Annotated in this window: 19 protein-coding genes and 1 other RNA gene; 5 read left to right on the top strand and 15 right to left on the bottom strand. The window is 56.0% G+C overall.

Annotated features, from left to right (window positions below; translation table 11 throughout):
* Positions 1-66 precede the first annotated feature (66 nt).
* From recJ to xerD, 3 genes are read right to left on the bottom strand one after another with little or no spacing between them, the layout of a single operon-like run.
* The gene (gene recJ / locus NR302_RS15355; RefSeq protein ID WP_258143859.1) at positions 67-1,794 is read right to left on the bottom strand and encodes a single-stranded-DNA-specific exonuclease RecJ; all 1,728 of its coding nucleotides are present in this window, start codon (positions 1,792-1,794) and stop codon (positions 67-69) included.
* A 6-nt stretch (positions 1,795-1,800) separates the two neighbouring features.
* Positions 1,801-2,514, bottom strand: a complete 714-nt coding sequence (dsbC, locus tag NR302_RS15360; protein WP_154155349.1) for a bifunctional protein-disulfide isomerase/oxidoreductase DsbC — start codon at positions 2,512-2,514, stop codon at positions 1,801-1,803.
* A gap of 22 nt (positions 2,515-2,536) precedes the next feature.
* The gene (gene xerD, locus NR302_RS15365; protein WP_008108233.1) at positions 2,537-3,430 is read right to left on the bottom strand and encodes a site-specific tyrosine recombinase XerD; all 894 of its coding nucleotides are present in this window, start codon (positions 3,428-3,430) and stop codon (positions 2,537-2,539) included.
* 100 nt (positions 3,431-3,530) lie between these two features.
* On the opposite strand from xerD, the gene fldB reads away from it, so the two are divergent.
* On the top strand, positions 3,531-4,049 hold the full coding sequence (fldB, locus tag NR302_RS15370; RefSeq protein ID WP_258143860.1) for a flavodoxin FldB: 519 nt from the start codon (positions 3,531-3,533) through the stop codon (positions 4,047-4,049).
* Here the strand turns inward: fldB and NR302_RS15375 are convergent.
* The gene (locus tag NR302_RS15375; protein WP_258143861.1) at positions 4,046-4,405 is read right to left on the bottom strand and encodes a protein YgfX; all 360 of its coding nucleotides are present in this window, start codon (positions 4,403-4,405) and stop codon (positions 4,046-4,048) included. The genes fldB and NR302_RS15375 overlap by 4 nt on opposite strands.
* 34 nt (positions 4,406-4,439) lie before the next feature.
* Positions 4,440-4,706 carry an FAD assembly factor SdhE gene (gene sdhE, locus NR302_RS15380; protein ID WP_061719865.1) on the bottom strand — a complete coding sequence of 89 codons (267 nt, stop codon included), beginning with the start codon at positions 4,704-4,706 and terminating at the stop codon, positions 4,440-4,442.
* Between the two features lie 218 nt (positions 4,707-4,924).
* On the opposite strand from sdhE, the gene ygfZ reads away from it, so the two are divergent.
* Positions 4,925-5,908, top strand: a complete 984-nt coding sequence (gene ygfZ / locus NR302_RS15385) for a tRNA-modifying protein YgfZ (RefSeq protein WP_258143862.1) — start codon at positions 4,925-4,927, stop codon at positions 5,906-5,908.
* A gap of 49 nt (positions 5,909-5,957) precedes the next feature.
* On the opposite strand, the gene NR302_RS15390 is transcribed toward ygfZ, so the two are convergent.
* The 9 genes from NR302_RS15390 to NR302_RS15430 all read right to left on the bottom strand — a co-directional run bounded on the left by NR302_RS15390 (position 5,958) and on the right by NR302_RS15430 (position 16,999).
* On the bottom strand, positions 5,958-6,611 hold the full coding sequence (locus NR302_RS15390) for a hemolysin III family protein (RefSeq protein ID WP_061719863.1): 654 nt from the start codon (positions 6,609-6,611) through the stop codon (positions 5,958-5,960).
* A gap of 241 nt (positions 6,612-6,852) precedes the next feature.
* Positions 6,853-7,596: an SDR family oxidoreductase gene (locus NR302_RS15395; RefSeq protein ID WP_258143863.1), complete on the bottom strand. Its 744-nt coding sequence runs from the start codon at positions 7,594-7,596 to the stop codon at positions 6,853-6,855.
* Between the two features lie 62 nt (positions 7,597-7,658).
* Complete coding sequence (gene gcvP / locus NR302_RS15400) at positions 7,659-10,532, bottom strand: aminomethyl-transferring glycine dehydrogenase (RefSeq protein WP_258143864.1); 2,874 nt, start codon at positions 10,530-10,532, stop codon at positions 7,659-7,661.
* Between the two features lie 99 nt (positions 10,533-10,631).
* A complete protein-coding gene (gene gcvH, locus NR302_RS15405; RefSeq protein WP_008108250.1) occupies positions 10,632-11,018 on the bottom strand; it encodes a glycine cleavage system protein GcvH in 387 nt (128 codons plus the stop codon).
* 22 nt (positions 11,019-11,040) lie between these two features.
* On the bottom strand, positions 11,041-12,138 hold the full coding sequence (gene gcvT / locus NR302_RS15410) for a glycine cleavage system aminomethyltransferase GcvT (RefSeq protein WP_008108251.1): 1,098 nt from the start codon (positions 12,136-12,138) through the stop codon (positions 11,041-11,043).
* A 508-nt stretch (positions 12,139-12,646) separates the two neighbouring features.
* On the bottom strand, positions 12,647-13,849 hold the full coding sequence (gene ubiI, locus NR302_RS15415) for an FAD-dependent 2-octaprenylphenol hydroxylase (protein WP_154155339.1): 1,203 nt from the start codon (positions 13,847-13,849) through the stop codon (positions 12,647-12,649).
* Positions 13,850-13,869: 20 nt separating this feature from the next.
* Entirely contained in the window at positions 13,870-15,048 is a 1,179-nt protein-coding gene (ubiH, locus tag NR302_RS15420) for a 2-octaprenyl-6-methoxyphenyl hydroxylase (protein WP_258143865.1), read from the bottom strand.
* Positions 15,045-16,367, bottom strand: a complete 1,323-nt coding sequence (pepP, locus tag NR302_RS15425; RefSeq protein ID WP_258143866.1) for a Xaa-Pro aminopeptidase — start codon at positions 16,365-16,367, stop codon at positions 15,045-15,047. Before pepP ends, ubiH begins: the two co-directional genes overlap by 4 nt.
* A gap of 50 nt (positions 16,368-16,417) precedes the next feature.
* Entirely contained in the window at positions 16,418-16,999 is a 582-nt protein-coding gene (locus NR302_RS15430; RefSeq protein ID WP_061719857.1) for a YecA family protein, read from the bottom strand.
* A gap of 170 nt (positions 17,000-17,169) precedes the next feature.
* On the opposite strand from NR302_RS15430, the gene zapA reads away from it, so the two are divergent.
* The 3 genes from zapA (at position 17,170) to NR302_RS15445 (ending at position 18,393) form a co-directional block, all read left to right on the top strand.
* On the top strand, positions 17,170-17,499 hold the full coding sequence (zapA, locus tag NR302_RS15435; protein WP_007890288.1) for a cell division protein ZapA: 330 nt from the start codon (positions 17,170-17,172) through the stop codon (positions 17,497-17,499).
* Positions 17,500-17,538: 39 nt separating this feature from the next.
* Positions 17,539-17,722: non-coding RNA, 6S RNA (gene ssrS, locus NR302_RS15440), on the top strand.
* 74 nt (positions 17,723-17,796) lie between these two features.
* Positions 17,797-18,393, top strand: coding sequence for a 5-formyltetrahydrofolate cyclo-ligase (locus NR302_RS15445; protein ID WP_258143869.1), 597 nt, complete (start codon positions 17,797-17,799; stop codon positions 18,391-18,393).
* Positions 18,394-18,431: 38 nt separating this feature from the next.
* On the opposite strand, the gene serA is transcribed toward NR302_RS15445, so the two are convergent.
* Entirely contained in the window at positions 18,432-19,670 is a 1,239-nt protein-coding gene (gene serA / locus NR302_RS15450; RefSeq protein ID WP_258143870.1) for a phosphoglycerate dehydrogenase, read from the bottom strand.
* Positions 19,671-19,813: the final 143 nt, after the last annotated feature.

Consider the following 19,813-nt stretch of genomic DNA (forward strand, 5'->3'; position numbering starts at 1 on the left):
CAACCAGGTGCGCATAAATGCGCACCCTAAGGTGTAGGGTCGCCATTCATGGCGACCTCACGCACCTTACATCGGCCAGATATGATCGATAATCAATTGCACCGAACGGTTACCACGATACTCGTTGATATCCAGCTTGTAGGCCAACTGCACCTGACGCACGCTGCTGTCTGGCCACAGCGTGGTATCCACGTTGAAGGCAATTCCATCTAACAGCGGGCCGCCGCCGAGCGGCTCGACCATCACTTTTAAATGGCGCTCGCCCACTAACCGCTGTTGCAGCAGCTTGAACTTGCCATCGAACACCGGCTCCGGGAACGCCTGGCCCCACGGACCGGCTTCTCGCAGCATTTCGGCGGTGTGCAGCGTAAACTCCTGCGCATGCAGTTCGCCGTCCGACCAAATCACGCCCTGCAACGCTTCGCCATCCAGCCACTCATCAATTAACGCGGCAAAACGCGCACGGAACTCCTCGTACTTCGCGGTTTCCAGTGACAATCCGGCGGCCATGGCGTGACCACCAAACTTGATCATCAAACCAGGGAATAGCGTGTCGAGGCGCTCCAGCGCATCGCGCAGATGCAAACCGGCAATCGAGCGGCCAGAACCTTTCAGCGTGCCGTCTCCGGCGGGAGCGAAAGCGATCACCGGACGATGGAAGCGCTCTTTCAGCCGCGACGCCAGAATCCCGACCACGCCCTGATGCCACTCAGGATGGTAAAACGCCAGACCCAGCGGCAGATCGGTGTGCTGGCGCTCCAGCTCATCGCACAGCGCCAGCGCTTCACTCTTCATGCCCTGCTCAATCTCTTTGCGCGTCTGATTCAGCGCATCAAGTTCATTCGCCAGCATGCGCGCCTCGGAGATATCTTCGGTGAGCAGCAACGCCACGCCGACCGACATATCGTCCAGACGACCAGCAGCATTAAGACGCGGACCGACGGCAAAACCGAGATCGCTGGCGGCAAGTTGACGCGCATCGCGATTGGCAATCTCCAGCAGTGCGCGAATCCCGGCGCGGCATTTACCGGCACGGATACGGCTCAAACCTTGCCACACCAGAATGCGGTTGTTGGCATCCAGCGGCACCACATCGGCTACCGTGCCCAGCGCCACCAGATCGAGCAGTTCCGCCAGGTTTGGCTCGGCGCGGCTATCGCTAAACCAGTTTTGCTGACGCAGATGCGCACGCAGCGCCAGCATCAGATAGAAGGCCACGCCAACACCCGCCAGCGAACGTGAAGGGAATTCGCTGTCGTTGAGGTTCGGGTTCACAATCGCTTCGGCGGCGGGCAAGGTTTCGCCCGGCAAGTGGTGATCGGTAACCAGCACCGGAATGCCGTGCTGATGCGCAGTATCCACACCGGCATGTGATGAGATGCCGTTGTCGACGGTGAGAATCATCTCCGCACCGCGCGCTTTGGCCTGCTCGACCACTTCCGGACTCAAGCCGTAGCCATCTTCGAAACGGTTTGGCACCAGATAATCAACGTTGCCGCCGAGGCTGCGCAGCGCCAGCACGGTTAACGCGGTGCTGGTGGCGCCATCGGCATCGAAATCGCCTACCACCACAATGCGTTTGCCTGCCAGCAGCATCTGGTGCAGCAGCGTCACGGCGGCTTCGATGCCACCCAGCGTTTGCCACGGCAGCAGATGTTTAGCGCCGCGCTCCAGTTCCAGCGCCTCTTTCACGCCGCGTTGCAGATACAAGCGGCGCAGCAAAGGGGGCAAATCAGCGGGTAGGATGGCTTCGGTCTCGGCTTCGCGCCGACGCAATTCAACAGAATGAATCACTGTGCGTTAACCGCCACGCTTCTGGCCGTCAAGCACCTGCTTCAGCTCTTGCGGTCCCTGATAGCCAGGAATCATCATGCCGCTATCAGTGAGAATGGCTGGCGTGCCCTGAATGCCAAACAGGATGCCGAGTTTGTACTGCTGCTCAATATTGATTTTGCAGGTCGCTGGCGCATCCATCTGCGGCGCATCGCCTTTCATCGCTGCATCGAAAGCTTTGTTACGGTCGGCGCTGCACCAGATGGCGCGCATGGCTTTTTCTACCTGACCGTTGAGACCTTCACGCGGGAAGGCCAGATAGCGCACGGTGATGCCGAGCGCATTGTAGTCGGCCATCTGCTCATGCAGCTTGCGGCAGTAGCCGCAGGTGATGTCGGTGAACACGGTGATGACGTGCTGCTCTTTCGGCGCTTTGTAGACAATCATATCTGGCGCCAGCGCGGTGACTTTTTTATCCAGCAGCTGGTTGGTGACGTTGACCGGTTGGCTGCCGCTAACATCATACAGCGGGCCCTGAATCATGTGTTTGCCGTCTTCAGAGACGTAAAGCACGCCGCTTTCGGTCAGCACCGTTTTGATACCCGGTAGCGGTGACGGCTGGATTTCAGCCTGCTGCAATCCCAGTTTTTTCAGCGTTTGCTGAATGGCGTTGTCATCGGCATGCGCCAATCCAGTGAATGCACTGACCAGCAGAGCCAGCATCGTTAGCTGCTTTTTCATCTTAAATCCTTGTTACCGCATCTCAAGCGCGCGGATGATGCTGTTGATGTAACAGACGCAGGCGCTCAGTGGCGACGTGCGTATAAATTTGGGTGGTCGAGAGGTCGCTGTGGCCCAGCAACATCTGTACGACGCGCAAATCGGCGCCATGGTTCAGTAAATGTGTGGCAAATGCGTGGCGCAGCACGTGCGGCGAGAGCTTTTCGCTATCGATACCGGCAAGGGTCGCATAGTGTTTGATGCGATGCCAGAAGGTCTGCCGCGTCATTTGCTGCGCGCGCTGGCTGGGAAACATCACGTCCAGCGTTTGCCCGTTGAGCAGCCACGGCCGACCATGTTCCATATAGTATTCAATCCAGTACACCGCTTCTTCACCTAACGGCACAAGACGCTCTTTGTTGCCTTTACCGATGACGCGCACCACGCCCTGACGCAGGCTGATATCGCTGATGGTCAAACCCACCAGCTCCGTCACGCGTAAACCGGTAGCGTACAGCAATTCCAGCATCGCCTTGTCGCGAAGTTCAAGCGGCACATCAATGCTCGGTGCCTGCAACAAGCGTTCGACCTGATTTTCACTGAGATCTTTCGGCAGACGCTGCGGCAATTTCGGTGCCGAGAGCAGCGCGCTGGGATCGTCGCTGCGCACTTTTTCCCGATAGAGATATTGGCACAAGCGGCGAATGGCGCTGAGGGTGCGCGCCGAGCTGGTGGCTTTGTAGCCGCCCTCGACGCGTTCGGCAAGAAACTGCTGCAAATCAAGCGCTTCTAACGTCAATAGCGTGCGATCGTGGTGATGCAGCCAACCGGTGAGCGTTTGCAGATCCTGCCGATAAGAGGCGAGCGTGTTCTGCGCCAGATTACGCTCAATCCAAAGCGCATCCAGAAACTGTTCGATCAGATCGCTGTCCTGCACTGTACTCTCCGCCCGTGTGAAATCGTGCTCATTATGCCTGAAAGTAGCCTGCTTCTGGTACAATTGCCCCCGAGTCAGTTTCAGACAGAGCATTAATTGCATGAATATTGGTTTGTTTTATGGTTCGAGCACCTGCTACACCGAGATGACGGCGGAGAAGATTCGCGACTTTATCGGTGAAGAATTAGTCACGCTACACAATTTGAAAGATGACGATCCGTCGCTGATGGAACAGTACGATTTGCTGATCCTCGGTATTCCGACGTGGGATTTCGGTGAGTTGCAGGAAGATTGGGAAGCGATTTGGCCGCAGATTCCGGCGCTGAACTTGCGCGGGAAAATCGTGGCGCTGTACGGCATGGGCGATCAGGGCGAATACGCCGAATGGTTCCTTGATGCGCTGGGCATGCTGCACGAACTGTTGCAGCCGATGGGCGTGCAGTTTGTGGGTTACTGGCCGCTGGAAGGCTATGAGTTTACCAGCAAAAAACCGCTGACCGCCGATGGCAACCAGTTTGTCGGCCTGGCGCTTGATGATGTTAATCAGTTCGAACTGAGCGATGAGCGCGTCGAACAGTGGTGCGAACAGATTCTGACGGAAACTGCAGCGCTGCTTTAAGGCAGCGTTTGCCCCTCGCGCAGAAAACAGCAGGCGCGTAACGTGCGCCATTCACCGGGCGGCAGGTTGTCGTGCATTAACCACAGCCGCCAGCGTTTCCCCTGCTGATTACGCAACACCAGCAAAACGCCATACGGCAACCAATCTGCCCTGCGCTCCGCTCGCCAGCGCACGCCGCGCCACAGCCAGTTGCCCTTCACGTCCAGCGCCAGATGACCTACGCGCTGCACCAAACGGCGCTCGTTGCGCCAGCACTCTGCCAGCAGCAGCACTAACACCGGCGCTTTACTCCACGCCCACGCGTCAGGCCACTCAAGCGCCAGCAGCAAACCGGCGCACAGCAGAAAGAGCGTCACATTCAGTGCGCGCGCACTGCGTGACGCCCGCAGATCACATTGCCACCGGACCGCGTTCACGGTTGCGCTGCTGAATCAGTTTCACCATGCGTTTGAACTCGGGATCGACCGGTTCACCGTGATTCATTAACCAGTTGAACAGATCGGGATCGTCACTCTTTAACAGCGCGATAAACACCTGCTTATCGGTGTCGTCCAGCGAATCATATTCGAATTTGAAAAACGGCATGATAGCGATATCCAGCTCCAGCATGCCGCGACGGCATGCCCATTGGACGCGGGCTTTGTCGTTAATTTCCATGTCTCAGGTTCCATGACTAAAAACAGTGGCGCTCAGTGTACCTGCTTTTTTTTCTCGCTGCAGGCGCTGTGCTTAACCCTGTGCAATGCCTCGGCGTTACATCCCCCAGTTTGCAATGGGTATCACGCGATTTGTGCGCCATATTCAGTAAACAGGTTGCAAAGCCGCACTGCTCTTTTACCATTGCAACCTATTACCTCATTAATCAGGAAAGACCTATGTCGATTTTTACCCTTCCACCTCGCCAGCCTGCTGCATCGTCACGCCTGCCATTGACCCTGATTTCGCTCGACGAATGGGCGCTGGTAAAGGTGCAGGGCAATGACAGCACGTCTTATCTGCAAGGTCAGCTAACGCTGGATGTTGCGGCGATGGGCGAGACGCAACATCGTCCCGCCGCGCACTGCGATGCCAAAGGAAAAATGTGGAGCAACATTCGTCTGTTCCATCGCACCGAAGGTTACGCGTACGTGGTGCGTCGCAACCTGCGCGAGCAGCAGCTTACCGAACTGAAGAAATACGCGGTGTTCGCCAAAGTCACCCTCGTCGCTGATGATGAAGCGGTGCTGCTGGGCGTTGCTGGTTTCCAGGCGCGCGCTGCGCTGGCGGGCGTGTTCAGCACGCTGCCGGATGCCGAAACACCGGTGGTGCAGCAAGGTGACAGCACGCTGCTGTGGTTTGCCCAGCCAGCCGAACGTTTCCTGCTGGTGACCACGTCAGAACAGGCGAATGCGCTGAAAGAAAAACTGGCGGGAGAAGCGCAGTTCAACGACAGCCTGCAATGGCTGGCGCTGGATATCGAAGCGGGCATTCCGGTAATTGAAAGCGCCACCAGCGCGCAGCTGATTCCACAAGCCACCAACCTGCAGGCGCTAGATGCCATCAGCTTCAAAAAAGGCTGCTACACCGGCCAGGAGATGGTGGCGCGCGCCAAATTCCGCGGCGCTAACAAACGCGCACTCTATTGGCTGGCGGGTAAAGCCAGCAAAGTGCCGGACGTTGGCGGTTCAATGGAGCTGCAGATGGGCGATAAATGGCGTCGTACTGGCACGGTATTGAGCGGCGTGCAGCTGGATGACGGCAGCGTTTGGGTGCAGGTGGTCATGAACAACGATTTGGAACCGGATAGCGTGTTACGCGTGGAAGGCGATGAAAGTGGCAAGTTGACCATTCAGCCGCTGCCTTATTCATTGACAGAATAATTGCGCACCAAACCCGTAGGGTCGCCATTTATGGCGACCTGGATCGAGCTTACATGACGTAAAAATAAATCGCGCAGAAGTGCAACACGCTGCCGCCAAGCACAAAACCATGCCAGATGGCGTGACTATAAGGAATGCGGCGCGAGACGTAGAAAATCACCCCCAGCGAATAAACAATCCCACCGGCAGCCAGCAGCCAAATCCCGCCCGGCGACAGTTTGATCGCCAGCTGATAAATCACCACCAGCGACAGCCAACCCATACCGAGATAAGTCACCAGCGACAGCGCTTCAAAGCGATGAGCAAAGGCGATTTTGAACAGGATACCGGCCAGCGCCAGACTCCAAATCACCACCATCAAACCCTGCGCCAGCGGCGAATTGAGCCCCACCAGCAAGAACGGCGTGTAAGTGCCGGCAATCAACAGATAGATGGCGCAGTGGTCAAATTTCTTCAGCCAGTATTTGGCTTTTTGATGGGGAATTGCGTGATACAGCGTTGAGGCGAGATAGAGCAAAATGATGCTGCCGCCGTACAGGCTGTAACTGGTGATTGCGGTGATGTTAGCTTGTGATTCAACGGCTTGTGTCAGCATTAACACCAGCCCGATGATACCGAAAATGCAGCCGATTCCGTGGCTGATACTATTGGCAATCTCTTCTGCCAACGAGTAGCCCTGGGCAATAACTGGGTTTTGTACCATGAAGGGATTCCTGAACAACGGAAAAAGCGAGTGTGCTATTTCTGAGCAACCAGAGTAACCGGGATAATTTTCAGAGTACACATGTACGCTAAATTAAATCTGTGAGTGGGTGTGACAGGTGAGAGATTGATTTAATCGGTCGCCATGAATGGCGACCCTACGGTGATTTGCTGAGGTTTTATGCGTAAATGATCGTCGATTTCAGGTTTTGTAGGGTTGGCATTTATGCCGCCCTGGTTAATTATCGCCCGCCAGCCGCATCAATAAAGGTGCCCGTCACATAAGACGCGGCATCGCTCGCCAGCCAGACAATCGCTTCAGCAATCTCTTCGGCCTGACCACCACGTCCCATTGGCAATATGCTCGCCAAACGATCGACTCGGCCCGGCTCGCCGCCGTCGGCGTGCATTTCGGTATAAATAAGGCCAGGGCGCACGCTGTTGACGCGAATGCCCTGCGCCGCCACTTCCAGCGATAAACCTTTGGTCAGCGTATCCATCGCTCCTTTTGAGGCGGCATAATCCACATATTCACCCGGTGCACCGAGACGTGACGCGGCGGATGACACATTGACGATGGCACCACCTTTGCCACCATGATGCGTCCCCATGCGTTTCACCGCTTCACGACAGCAAATGAATGTACCGGTGACGTTGGTGGCGAACACGCGTTGAATACGTTCGGCATCCAGATCTTCCACCCGGCATTGGGTAAACAAAATACCTGCATTATTCACCAGCACACGCAGTTCGCCCTCTTGCTGATCCAACTCGGCAAACATGCGTATAACCTGCGCTTCATCGGCGATATCGGCCTGCAGCGCAAAGGCACAGCCGCCCTGCGCTTCAATCTCTGCCACCACGCTTGCCGCTTCGGCTTGACGCTGGCGATAGTTGATCGCCACGCGATAACCCGCCTGCGCCAGCAATAACGCGGTTGCGCGGCCGATCCCGCGGCTGCCGCCGGTAATCAAAGCCAGATCCATTTTTGCCTCCAAAAAAAAGGCCGAATAATCGGCCCTTCATAAATACTACCCGTAACTTTAGCCTAAATATATTCGCTCATTGGTACACAGCTGCAGAACACATTGCGGTCGCCAAATACATCATCCAGACGTTTCACCGTCGGCCAATATTTGTTAGCGCTGCCGGCCGGGAACACTGCCAGTTCTCGGGTGTACGGATGCGTCCAGTCGCCGACGATTTCTGTCTGCGTATGTGGCGCGTTCACCAGCGGGTTATCTTCCAGCGGCCATTCACCATCGGCAACGCGATCGATTTCCATGCGGATGGCCAGCATCGCATCGATAAAGCGATCCAGCTCAATTTTGCTTTCTGATTCCGTTGGTTCAACCATCAGCGTTCCCGCAACCGGGAATGACATAGTTGGCGCATGGAAACCGTAATCGATCAGACGTTTAGCAATGTCCAGCTCGCTGATGCCGGTCTGCTCTTTCAGCGGACGAATGTCGAGAATACATTCGTGCGCCACGCGGCCATCGCGGCCCGCATACAGAATCGGATAAGCAGATTGCAGACGGCTGGCGATATAGTTGGCGTTCAGAATCGCCACGGAACTGGCTTGCTTCAGACCTTCTGCGCCCATCATGCGGATATACATCCAGCTGATTGGCAGAATCGATGCGCTACCAAACGGTGCGGCAGAAACCGCGCCCTGCTGCGTCAACACACCATCAATTTGCACTACGCTGTGACCGGGTACGAACGGCGCCAGATGCGCTTTCACGCCGATTGGGCCCATACCTGGACCGCCACCGCCGTGCGGGATGCAGAAGGTTTTGTGCAGGTTAAGGTGCGATACGTCCGCGCCGATGTAACCTGGCGTGGTGATACCAACCTGCGCATTCATGTTGGCACCGTCGAGATATACCTGGCCACCATGCTGATGCACGATCTGGCACACTTCGCGGATGGTTTCTTCATAAACGCCGTGCGTTGACGGATAGGTCACCATGATGCACGACAGCTGCTCACCGACCTGCGCGGCTTTCTCACGCAAATCGCCGAGATCGATGTTGCCTTGTTTATCACAAGCCACCACCACAACCGACATGCCCGCCATTTGTGCAGATGCCGGGTTGGTGCCGTGCGCCGAGCTTGGGATCAGGCAGACATTACGTCCACCTTCGTTGCGGCTTTCGTGGTAACGACGAATCGCCAGCAGACCGGCGTATTCGCCCTGCGCACCCGAGTTGGGCTGCATGCACAGCGCATCGTAGCCGGTCAGTTGCACCAGCCATTGCGACAGCTGGCCAATCATCTGCAGATAACCCGACGCCTGCTCAGCCGGGCAGAATGGATGCAGTTCGGCGAATTCCGGCCAGGTGATCGGAATCATCTCCGCCGCAGCGTTGAGTTTCATGGTGCACGAACCGAGTGGAATCATCGCCTGGTTCAGTGCCAGATCCTTTTTCTCCAGGCTGTGCATGTAACGCATCATCTCAGTTTCGCTGTGATGACGGTTGAACACCGGATGCGTCAGGAAGGCGCTCTCACGTACCTGACCCGCCGGGATCGCGCTGTTTTCCGCAGCAACGGCGGCATCCAGCGCATCAATGTCCTGCCCGTGCGCATCGCCCAGCAGGATCGCGAACAGTGCTAGCACATCTTCACGTGCGGTGGTTTCATCCAGCGTAATGCCGACGGCATTGTGGATATCGCTGCGCAGGTTGACGCCAAAGCTCTGCGCACGGTTCAGCACCGCCGCTTTATCGGCCACTTCAACCGTCAGCGTATCGAACCAGCTGTTATGGCGCAGCTTCAGGCCACCGTTTTGCAGTCCTGCAGCCAGAATGCTGGTCAGACGGTGAATACGTGAGGCAATACGTTTCAGGCCAACCGGACCGTGATACACCGCGTAAAGACCGGCGATATTCGCCAGCAGCACCTGCGATGTACAGATGTTGGAGTTGGCTTTCTCACGACGGATATGTTGCTCGCGGGTTTGCATCGCCATGCGCAGCGCGGTGTTACCGGCGGCATCGCGTGATACACCAATGATGCGGCCTGGCATCGAGCGTTTATGCTCATCGCGGCTGGCGAAGAACGCAGCGTGTGGGCCGCCGTAACCCATTGGCACGCCGAAACGCTGGGCAGAACCGAAGACGATATCTGCGCCCTGCTTGCCTGGCGCTTCTAACTGCACCAGCGCCATGAAGTCTGCGGCTACGCTCACCACTACTTTACGGCTTTTCAGCTCGGCAATCAGTGCGCGGTAATCGTGCACTTCACCGTGCGTGCCAACCTGTTGCAGCAACACGCCAAACAGATCGTCGTGATCTAATACCTTGTCAGCACTATCAATAATCAGTTCAAAACCAAAGGTTTCTGCGCGGGTGCGCACCACATCCAGCGTCTGTGGATGGATGTCATTGGCGATGAAAAATTTGGTAGCAGTTTTCAGTTTGCTGACGCGCTTGGCCATCGCCATCGCTTCGGCAGCGGCGGTCGCTTCATCCAGCAGTGACGCGGAAGCGATATCAAGACCGGTCAGATCCAGCGTCAGGGTTTGGAAGTTCAGCAGCGCCTCAAGACGGCCCTGTGACACTTCTGGCTGATACGGCGTATATGCGGTGTACCAGCCTGGGTTTTCCAGCATGTTACGCAGGATAACCGGCGGTGTGATTACCGCGCTGTAGCCCATGCCGATCCAGGATTTGTAGCGTTGGTTCTGACTGGCAATGGCTTTCAGCTCTGCCAGCGCTTGCTGCTCGGTCGCGGCGTCGCCCACTGCCGGCGGGCCAGGCAGTTGGATATCGGCAGGCACGATAGAACTAATCAATGAAGAGAGCGAACTGGCACCGATCGCTTTCAGCATTAAGTCCTGTTCTTCCGGCGTAGGACCGATGTGGCGCTCAATGAAAGCACCGTTGTGTTCAAGCTGGCTGAGAGTCTGGGTCATTTGCAGTAAATCCTGAATCGGGCTGGGTTACAAAAATGGCGTTAAATCAGGCAGATAAAAAAGAAGGTGGCGCAGCGCGTCACCTTCTAAAACTACCGGTTACTCGTCGATCGCGGCTTTGTAGGCATCAGCATCCAGCATGGCGTCGAGCTCTGACGCGTCGCTGGCTTTGATGCGGAACAGCCAACCATCGGCGTACGGCGCGCTGTTCACCAGCTCTGGCGAATCGCCCAGTTGGTCATTCACCGCAACAATTTCACCGCTCAGTGGCGCATAGATGTCTGAAGCCGCTTTCACAGACTCCGCAACGGCGCAGTCATCACCGGCCGCGAAGGTGGCGCCAACGTCTGGCAGATCGACAAACACCATATCGCCCAGCAGTTCCTGTGCGTGTTCGGTGATACCAACAGTAAAGGTGCCGTCGGCTTCTTTACGGACCCACTCGTGGCTATCGCGGTATTTCAATTCACTTGGCACATTGCTCATTGGCCATTTCTCCTGAAAAAAATTACTGGGCGACCGGCTTACCGGCGCGAACAAAAATCGGTTTGGTGACGTTTACTGGCATTTCACGGTTGCGGATTTCCACAATCGCCTGCTCACCAATTCCTGCTGGCACACGCGCCAGCGCGATGCTGTAACCCAGGGTTGGTGAGAAGGAACCACTGGTAATAATACCTTGCTGCGGCTGACCTTGTTGATCGGTGAAACGCACCGTTAAGCCGTTGCGCAGCACGCCTTTTTCGGTCATCACCAGGCCAACCAGCTTCTCGGTGCCATGCTCGCGCTGCGCCTGCAGGGCATCACGACCAATGAAATCGCGATCGGCAGGTTCCCAGCTGATGGTCCAGCCCATATTGGCGGCGAGCGGCGAAACGCCTTCATCCATCTCCTGACCGTACAGGTTCATGCCCGCTTCCAGACGCAGCGTGTCACGCGCACCGAGCCCCGCCGGTTTGACACCTGCGGCCAACAGCTGCTGCCAGAAAGCGGCAGCTTCAGTGGCAGGCATGGCAATCTCATAACCCGCTTCGCCGGTGTAACCGGTAGTGGCGATAAACAGGTTTTCTGCCTGCACGCCAAAGAAGGGTTTCATGCCGGCAACGGCATCACGCTGAGCGGCGCTAAACAGCGTTTGTGCTTTCTGCTGCGCGTTTGGACCTTGCACCGCAATCAGCGCCAGATCGTCACGCTCGGTCAGCTCCACGCCAAACGGCTGCGCATGCTGTTTAATCCACGCTAAATCTTTCTCACGCGTGGCAGAGTTCACCACCAGACGGAAGAAATCTTCGCTCATAAAGTAAACAATCAAATCATCAATGACGCCAGCGGAGGCATTCAACATACCGGTATAGAGGGCTTTGCCCGGCTGGGTCAGTTTGGCGACATCGTTCGCCAGCAGATAGCGCAGGAATTCGCGGGTACGTGCGCCGCGCAGATCGACGATGGTCATGTGGGAAACATCAAACATGCCGGCATCGTTACGCACCGCGTGATGCTCATCCATTTGCGAGCCGTAATGCAGCGGCATCATCCAACCGTGGAAGTCCACCATGCGCGCACCGCTTGCCTGATGCTGTTCGAATAGAGGCGTTTGCTGAGTCATAACCATCCTGTGAATACAAGTGAGTGTGACGCGCCTGCGTCGCCTTAGCAGGCTGACGCAAACGTTCTCTTTATGCTGAAGTTATCACCTAATGCGGCAATTAACCATGAGGAAAACGAGGGCGAAACACTACCACCTTTCAATGAGCCACCGAACAGCCACTAGCATAAATCACTGCGTTATTGTGATTTGCCTCGCACAAAATACGACTAAATTACTTTCATGCAGCAAATTTAGGGAATAGACGCCGCAGGTTTAAGAAATGGTCCGGCATGCGAATGGTTATTGCATGAATTAATCTAATGCGAATTAAGGGGTAAAATTAGAATAAATCAAACGAGGCGCGATTGCGGTGCAGCTCTGCATTATTACGGTGCAGCAGAGAAAGGTGAGGTTGATTTGGGCGTAATGGATGTCAGTAGAACGGTCGCCATGAATGGCGACCCTACGGATATTTGGTGGGAGTTTGTAGGGTGCGCATTCATGCGCACCGGGGATACAGAGGTGATTAGCGTATCCAGTTGGGTAGATCGTTAAGCCCCATCGCCTGTTTCAGCATCAGCGGTTTGACGCCCGGCAAAGTATCGGCGAGTTTGAGGCCAACATCACGCAGCAGCTTTTTCGCCGGATGGGTGCCGGCAAACAGTTCGCGGAAACCTTGCATCCCTGCCAGCATCATCGCCGCGCTGTGCTTGCGGCTGCGCTCATAGCGACGCAAATAGAGATGCTGCCCGATGTCTTTGCCTTCCTGATGCAGGCGGCGAATTTCACCAATTAATTCAGCTGCATCCATAAATCCAAGATTCACGCCCTGCCCGGCCAGCGGATGGATAGTGTGGGCGGCATCGCCGACCAGCGCCAAACGGTGCGCGGCAAAGTTACGCGCATAACGCGCCGTCAGCGGGAAGGTTTTACGTTCGCTCTCGACCTGACACAAGCCAAGGCGCATATCAAATGCCACCGACAGCTGCTGATTAAATAGCGCTTCCGGCATCGATTGCACGCGCGCCGCTTCCTGCGGCGAGAGCGACCAGACGATTGAGCATAAATGGGGATCCTGCATCGGCAGAAACGCCAGAATACCGTCGCCATGGAACACCTGGCGCGCTATGGCATCGTGCGGCATATCGGTGCGGATGTTTGCCACCAGCGCATGATGTTCGTAATCCCAGAAGGTCAGCGGAATATCCGCTTTGTCGCGCAGCCACGAATTCGCACCGTCGGCAGCCACCAGCAAACGGGCGCTCATCATGCTGCCATCTTGCAGCGTAATGAAGGCTTCGTTATCGCCAAACGCCACTTGCTGTAACTGTGCCGGGGCAAACAGCGTGATATCGCTGCTTTGACTGGCGCGCTGCCACAACGCGCTGTGAATCACTTCATTTTCAATGATATGACCGAGGTGCGATAAACCCTGCTGCTCATCATCAAAGCTGATCGATCCGAAGCTGTCCTGATCCCACACTTCCATGCCGTGATAGGCGCTGGCACGCAGCGCCAGAATGCTCGACCAGACATCGAGCTTTTGCAGCAGGCGCTCGCTGGCAGCGTTGATGGCGGAGACGCGAATCGACGCCTTGGCCGCCGGATCAAACTGTGGCTCGGGTGCTTTTTCCAGCACGGCAACGCGTAAGCCGCTGCCTTGTAGTCCGCAGGCGACGGCCAAACCCACCATGCCGCCTCCGGCAATTGCCACATCAAAAGTTTGCATTGCTGCCCCTTAATTCGTGCTTAACGCTTAACCCAGCCGAGCGTGCGCGCGGCAAGTGGATTTCGTAGCCAAGGCAGATGGTCCATTGCCACCAGCCCAAGATTTCGTCCTGCTACCAACGGCGCATAGCGGTTAGCAAACAGTCGGACTAAACCGTCAGTGACGCCAACCGTGGCGGCACGATCCGGCTGACGTCGCGCGGCAAAATGCTGTAATACCGCGAAACTACCGGGATCTTGCTGCTGACGATGTGCGCCCGCCAGCGTTTCCGCCAGCGACATCACATCGCGCAGACCGAGATTGAAGCCTTGTCCGGCAATCGGATGCAGCGTTTGTGCCGCGTTGCCCACCAGCGCCAGACGATGCGTCACCTGACGTTCGGCGGTTTGCAGCGCCAGCGGATAATGCTCGCGTTGACCGGTATGCGTGAAACGCCCCAACCGCCAGCCAAATGCGCGCTGCAGTTCTTGCAGGAAGGTGGCATCGTCCCACGACTTAATGGTTGCTTGCGCCTCAAGCGGATGGCACCACACCAGTGACATGCGATTGTCGGACATCGGCAACAACGCCAGCGGGCCGTGCTCGGTAAAGCGCTCAAAGGCGCGCCCCTGATGCGGCAATTGCGTCGACACATTAGCAATCACCGCCAGTTGCTGATAATCATCGCGCTGCCAGGTGATGCCGCAGGACGCGCCTAAAGGTGAACGCGCACCGTCGGCGGCCACCAGTAATGCGCCTTCCAGTTGTTCGCCGCTGTTCAACATAACCTGCACGTTATCCGCCGTACGCGATACCGAGGTAACGTGATCCGGGCAGCGCAGCGTGACGCCTGGCGCTTTCTGCAGGCGTTGAAACAGTCGCTGGCCGACATCAAACAGTTCGACCACCTGGCCGAGCGCGGGAACCTGATGATCTTGTGCTTTAAGCGAAACAAAGCCGGTATGACCGCGATCGGAAACGTGAATATCGGTAATTGGCGTGGCGCAATCGGCCAGCGAGCGCCACAGATCGATATCCGCCAACTGCTGGCAAGTACCTGCCGCCAAAGCAATCGCGCGTCCGTCGAAGCCGGGATGTGCGCGGCTATCGGGCTGGCTGCGCTCAATCAGGGTAACCGGCAGCTGGCCTTGCGTCAGATGTGAAATCGCCAGCGCCAGAGTCGCACCGGTCATGCCGCCGCCGGCAATCAGAATGCTCATGCGTGTCGTGCCGCCGCCATCAAGGCTTCAATCGCGTCGGCGTCTTTCACTACGCTGTCGGTGAGATTTTCGTTGCCGTCAGCGGTGATGACGATGTCATCTTCGATGCGAATGCCAATACCGCGATATTGTGGCGGCACTTTGGCATCTGGCGCGATATACAAGCCTGGCTCAACGGTCAGCACCATGCCCGTCTCAAGTAAGCGGTCGCGGCTTGGCGTGCCGTAATGGCCAACATCGTGCACATCCAGCCCCAGCCAGTGGCCCAAACCGTGCATGAAGAACGGACGATGCGCCTGCTCTTCAAACAGCGTATCGATGTTGCCATCCAGAATGCCGAGATCGACCAGCCCGGTGATCATGATGCGCACCACTTCGTCATTGACGTCATGAATGCTGATGCCTGGACGGAACATCGACAGCGCTTTGTAGAGCGAGGCCAGCACGATGTCGTAGATAGCACGCTGCGGCTCGCTGAAGGTGCCGTTAACCGGGAAGGTGCGAGTGATATCGCCCGCATAGCCGTGGAATTCACAGCCTGCGTCGATCAGCACTAAGTCGCCATCGCGCATCTCACATTCGTTTTCGGTGTAGTGCAGAATGCAGCCATTTTCGCCGGAACCGACAATGGTGTTGTACGAGGGGAAACGCGCGCCGTGGCGATTGAATTCGTGATGAATTTCGCCTTCCAGCTGATATTCAAACATGCCGGGACGACAGGCTTGCATCGCTCGCGTGTGCGCCAGCGCGCTGATTTTGCCGGCGCGGCGCAGAATCTCAATCTCTTCCGCACTTTTGAACAGGCGCATTTCATGCACCCACGGACGCCAGTCAGTAAGCGTATCCGGCGCACTGAGGTTCTGACGGAAGCCGCGACGCAGTTTTTCCAGCGCGCTGAACACCAGCCGATCGGCTTCAGCGTATTCGCCCTGCGCGTGGTAAACCACATCCAGCCCGTTAAGCAGTTGATGCAACTGATCTCCAATGTCATCCCACGGCAAAGCGCGATCGACACCCAACTTCGCCGGTGCGGCATCCTGACCTAGGCGGCGACCAAACCAGATTTCGGCTGTCAGGTCACGCACGCGATTGAACAGCACGCTGTGATTGTGCTTATCATCGCTTTTGATCAATACCAGCAGCGCCTGCGGTTCGTTAAAACCGGTGAAGTACCAGAAGTCACTGTTTTGTCGAAAGTTGTATTCGGTGTCGTTGCTGCGCGTCACTTCAGGTGCAGCAAAAATCAATGCCGCGCTGCCTGGCGCCATGCGGGCAATCAGCGCCTGACGACGTTGTTGAAACGTATCCAAGGTAATCATGTTTGCACTCCCTGTTGAAGACGGGCCACAACGCGCCCGCATTGACGCGCTTAGTGTAACGTAGGTTTCTGTACTTCTGGTGCGGTTGGCTGATGCTGGCGCGTGAAGGTGTCGTGGCACAGCAGAGCGGCAACGCGCACGTACTCAATCACCTCTTCAAGCGACTGCTCCAGCTCTTCCTGATCTTCATCTTCGTCATAGCCAAGCTGTGCGATAGTGCGCAGATCGTCAATCGCTTCACCGGTTTCACCGGTCACTTTCTCCAGCTTAGGTTGAGTGACGCCCAAACCGAGCAGGAAGTGGTTTACCCAACCGGCCAGTGCATCCGCGCGATCGAATACCGTGATGTCATCATCTTCCGGCAACATCAGCTGGAACATAAAGCCTTCATCTTCCAGCGTGGTCGCCAGGCTTTCATGCAGCGCTTGCAACGGCTGAGACAGGCTCTGCGAAAACGCCATGCCTTCGTTGGTGAGATCGTGAACCATGGTTTTCCAGCTGGTATCCTGATTGCCGCCGCACAGAATCCCGGAAAGGAGACCATGCATTTCGGCTGGCGTCATGCCCACGCCCTGCTGTGAAAGGGCCGCGGCCAGCGTGTTGTAACTCGGCGTTGCGTTCTGTAAAGACATAAGCTTTGGTCGTCGTTGGCGGAATAAGTTCGTGTTATGCTACCACCAGGTGCCTCTGGGTTTCCAGAAAAGGGGTTGTAACTTATAACTCGGGTATATATAGTTTCGCACCTCCCAACCCATTGACCGGTAAGGGAGATGCGATCGAAGTAATCAGTTAGGATGGTGGCATGTCTGCACAACCAGTAGATATTCAAATTTTTGGTCGTTCGTTAAGAGTGAATTGCCCGCCTGAACAGCAAGATGCGCTGAATCTGGCCGCAGAGGATCTCAATCAACGGTTGCAAGATTTAAAAGTTCGCACTAGAGTCACCAATACAGAGCAACTGGTGTTCATCGCCGCGTTAAACATCTGCCACGAGTTGGCACAAGAGAAAGGTAAGACGCGCGACTATGCAGCAAACATGGAACAACGTATCCGCATGCTGCAGCAGACCATTGAACAAGCGTTAGTAGAGCAAGGTCGCATAACTGACCGCCAGGGCCCTAATTTTGAATAACACTTCATGGTCCTCATGCTAGAGTGACGGTGAAGTAAATTTTCTCTGAGATGTTTGCAAGCGGGCCAGTCCCCTGAGCCGATATTTCATACCAACAGAATGTGACGCTCCACAATTTGTGCGCATGCTCGGTCCGTCCGAGAAGCCTAATAGTTGTGACGGCATGTTCACCTTGAACCAAGGGTTCAAGGGTTACAGCCTGCGGCGGCATCTCGGAGATCTCCATTTAGTTCCAATCTGCATCCCCCGGTTCGCATGATATAGTGGCTGGCAACAGCCCAATCTGCCGGGGATATCATGTCAGCACCCTCATTTCTCGACCGTCAAGACATCCGTCAGCATGTGCGCCATTTGCGCCGCAATCTTACGTCTGAGCAACAGGAACAGGCCGCAGATCAGTTGGCTGAACACGCCATCAACATTGCGCCGATCGCTAATGCTCAACGCATTGCGCTGTTTTTGTCTGTCGATGGAGAGATCAACACCCGCCCGCTGATCGCCAAACTGTGGCAGCAGAAAAAGCAGGTCTATTTACCGGTGCTCCATCCCTTCTCGCCTGGCAATCTGTTGTTTATCCGTTACACGCCAGAAACTTCACTCACGCCAAATAAGCTACGCATTCCAGAACCGCCGTTAGACATCACGCAGTTGGCAACGCTGGATCAACTCGATGTGATGCTGGTGCCGCTGGTGGCGTTTGATCATGCGGGTCAACGTTTGGGAATGGGTGGCGGATTTTACGATCGCACGCTGCAACACTGGCAGCAGCATGGTTTTCTTCCGGTGGGGATCGCACATGATTGTCAACGCGTAGAAGCGCTGCCGGTCGCCGCATGGGATGTGCCGCTACCCGCAATACTGACGCCATCGAAACTGTGGCAATGGGAATCATAAGCAGGAAAAACAAAGGGCGCCAATGGCGCCCTGATTAATCAGTACAGCAGACGGGCGCGGATGGTGCCCGGAATCGCCTTCATCGCCTGCAGCGCTTTATCCGCTACATCTTTTTCCGCATCGATATCAATAACCACATAACCCATCACCGGCGTAGTTTGCAGATACTGAGCCGCGATGTTGATGCCCTGTTCGGCAAAGATCAGGTTGATGGCCGTCAACACGCCTGGACGGTTTTCGTGGATGTGCAACAAACGGCTCGCGCTTGCCGCATGCATTGGCAGCGAAACTTCCGGAAAGTTAACCGCAGACAGCGTTGAACCATTGTCCGAATACTTCGCCAGCTTGCCAGCAACTTCGATACCGATGTTTTCCTGCGCTTCCTGCGTTGAACCGCCAATGTGCGGCGTCAGGATCACGTTATCGAACTCGCACAACGGAGAATTGAACGGATCGCTGTTGGTTGCAGGTTCAACCGGGAACACGTCGATGGCGGCACCTGACAGATGTTTGTTCGCCAGGGCATCACACAGTGCCGGAATATCAATAACGGTACCGCGCGCGGCGTTGATCAGCAGCGCGCCTGGCTTCATCAGCGCCAACTCTTCGGCACCAATCATGTTCTGGGTCGATTGGGTTTCAGGAACGTGCAGGCTCACCACGTCGCTCATATTGAGCAGATCGGAGAGATGGCGCACCTGCGTCGCGTTACCCAGCGGCAGTTTGCTTTCGATATCGTAGAAGAACACGTGCATACCGAGGCTTTCTGCCAGCACACCCAGCTGCATGCCGATGTGGCCGTAACCGATGATGCCCAGTTTCTTGCCGCGTGCTTCAAACGAACCGTTGGCGACTTTATTCCAGATGCCACGGTGCGCTTTGGCGTTGGCTTCAGGAATGCCACGCAGCATCAGCAGCATTTCGCCAATCACCAGCTCAGCCACTGAACGGGTGTTGGAGAACGGTGCGTTGAACACCGGCACACCGCGTTTTGCCGCAGCACCAAGATCAACCTGGTTGGTACCGATACAGAAACAGCCGACTGCCACCAGCTTTTCTGCGGCAGCAAAAATCTCTTCGCTCAGTTGGGTACGGGAACGGATACCAATGAAGTGCGCATCGCGGATGGAGGATTTCAGCGACTCCGCATCCAGCGCCCCTTTGTGAAACTCGATGTTGGTGTAGCCTGCTGCACGCAGGTTTTCCAGCGCACTCTGGTGAACGCCTTCCACCAGCAGGAACTTAATCTTGTCTTTTTCCAGTGATACCTTTGCCATTTCCCGACCCTATTCAGAATTCAATGAGGACTACCATAAGGTAGCCTTCTGTCAAAATATCAAAAATTTCGTGCGCAGCAATACAAACGATTGCCTGGGAGCCAGCACGCGCCCACGCGGAGACAGCACAATGCCGTACAAAA

Origin of the sequence: Pantoea sp. SOD02 (assembly GCF_024707505.1) — a bacterium.
Lineage (GTDB): Bacteria > Pseudomonadota > Gammaproteobacteria > Enterobacterales > Enterobacteriaceae > Pantoea > Pantoea symbiotica.

Coding starts and splice junctions, on each gene's coding strand:
- dsbC (WP_154155349.1), bottom strand. CDS start 2,514: ATGAAAAAGCAGCTAACGATGCTGGCTCTGCTGGTCAGTGCATTCACT.
- fldB (WP_258143860.1), top strand. CDS start 3,531: ATGAATATTGGTTTGTTTTATGGTTCGAGCACCTGCTACACCGAGATG.
- sdhE (WP_061719865.1), bottom strand. CDS start 4,706: ATGGAAATTAACGACAAAGCCCGCGTCCAATGGGCATGCCGTCGCGGC.
- ygfZ (WP_258143862.1), top strand. CDS start 4,925: ATGTCGATTTTTACCCTTCCACCTCGCCAGCCTGCTGCATCGTCACGC.
- NR302_RS15390 (WP_061719863.1), bottom strand. CDS start 6,611: ATGGTACAAAACCCAGTTATTGCCCAGGGCTACTCGTTGGCAGAAGAG.
- NR302_RS15395 (WP_258143863.1), bottom strand. CDS start 7,596: ATGGATCTGGCTTTGATTACCGGCGGCAGCCGCGGGATCGGCCGCGCA.
- gcvP (WP_258143864.1), bottom strand. CDS start 10,532: ATGACCCAGACTCTCAGCCAGCTTGAACACAACGGTGCTTTCATTGAG.
- gcvH (WP_008108250.1), bottom strand. CDS start 11,018: ATGAGCAATGTGCCAAGTGAATTGAAATACCGCGATAGCCACGAGTGG.
- gcvT (WP_008108251.1), bottom strand. CDS start 12,138: ATGACTCAGCAAACGCCTCTATTCGAACAGCATCAGGCAAGCGGTGCG.
- ubiI (WP_154155339.1), bottom strand. CDS start 13,849: ATGCAAACTTTTGATGTGGCAATTGCCGGAGGCGGCATGGTGGGTTTG.
- ubiH (WP_258143865.1), bottom strand. CDS start 15,048: ATGAGCATTCTGATTGCCGGCGGCGGCATGACCGGTGCGACTCTGGCG.
- pepP (WP_258143866.1), bottom strand. CDS start 16,367: ATGATTACCTTGGATACGTTTCAACAACGTCGTCAGGCGCTGATTGCC.
- NR302_RS15430 (WP_061719857.1), bottom strand. CDS start 16,999: ATGTCTTTACAGAACGCAACGCCGAGTTACAACACGCTGGCCGCGGCC.
- zapA (WP_007890288.1), top strand. CDS start 17,170: ATGTCTGCACAACCAGTAGATATTCAAATTTTTGGTCGTTCGTTAAGA.
- NR302_RS15445 (WP_258143869.1), top strand. CDS start 17,797: ATGTCAGCACCCTCATTTCTCGACCGTCAAGACATCCGTCAGCATGTG.
- serA (WP_258143870.1), bottom strand. CDS start 19,670: ATGGCAAAGGTATCACTGGAAAAAGACAAGATTAAGTTCCTGCTGGTG.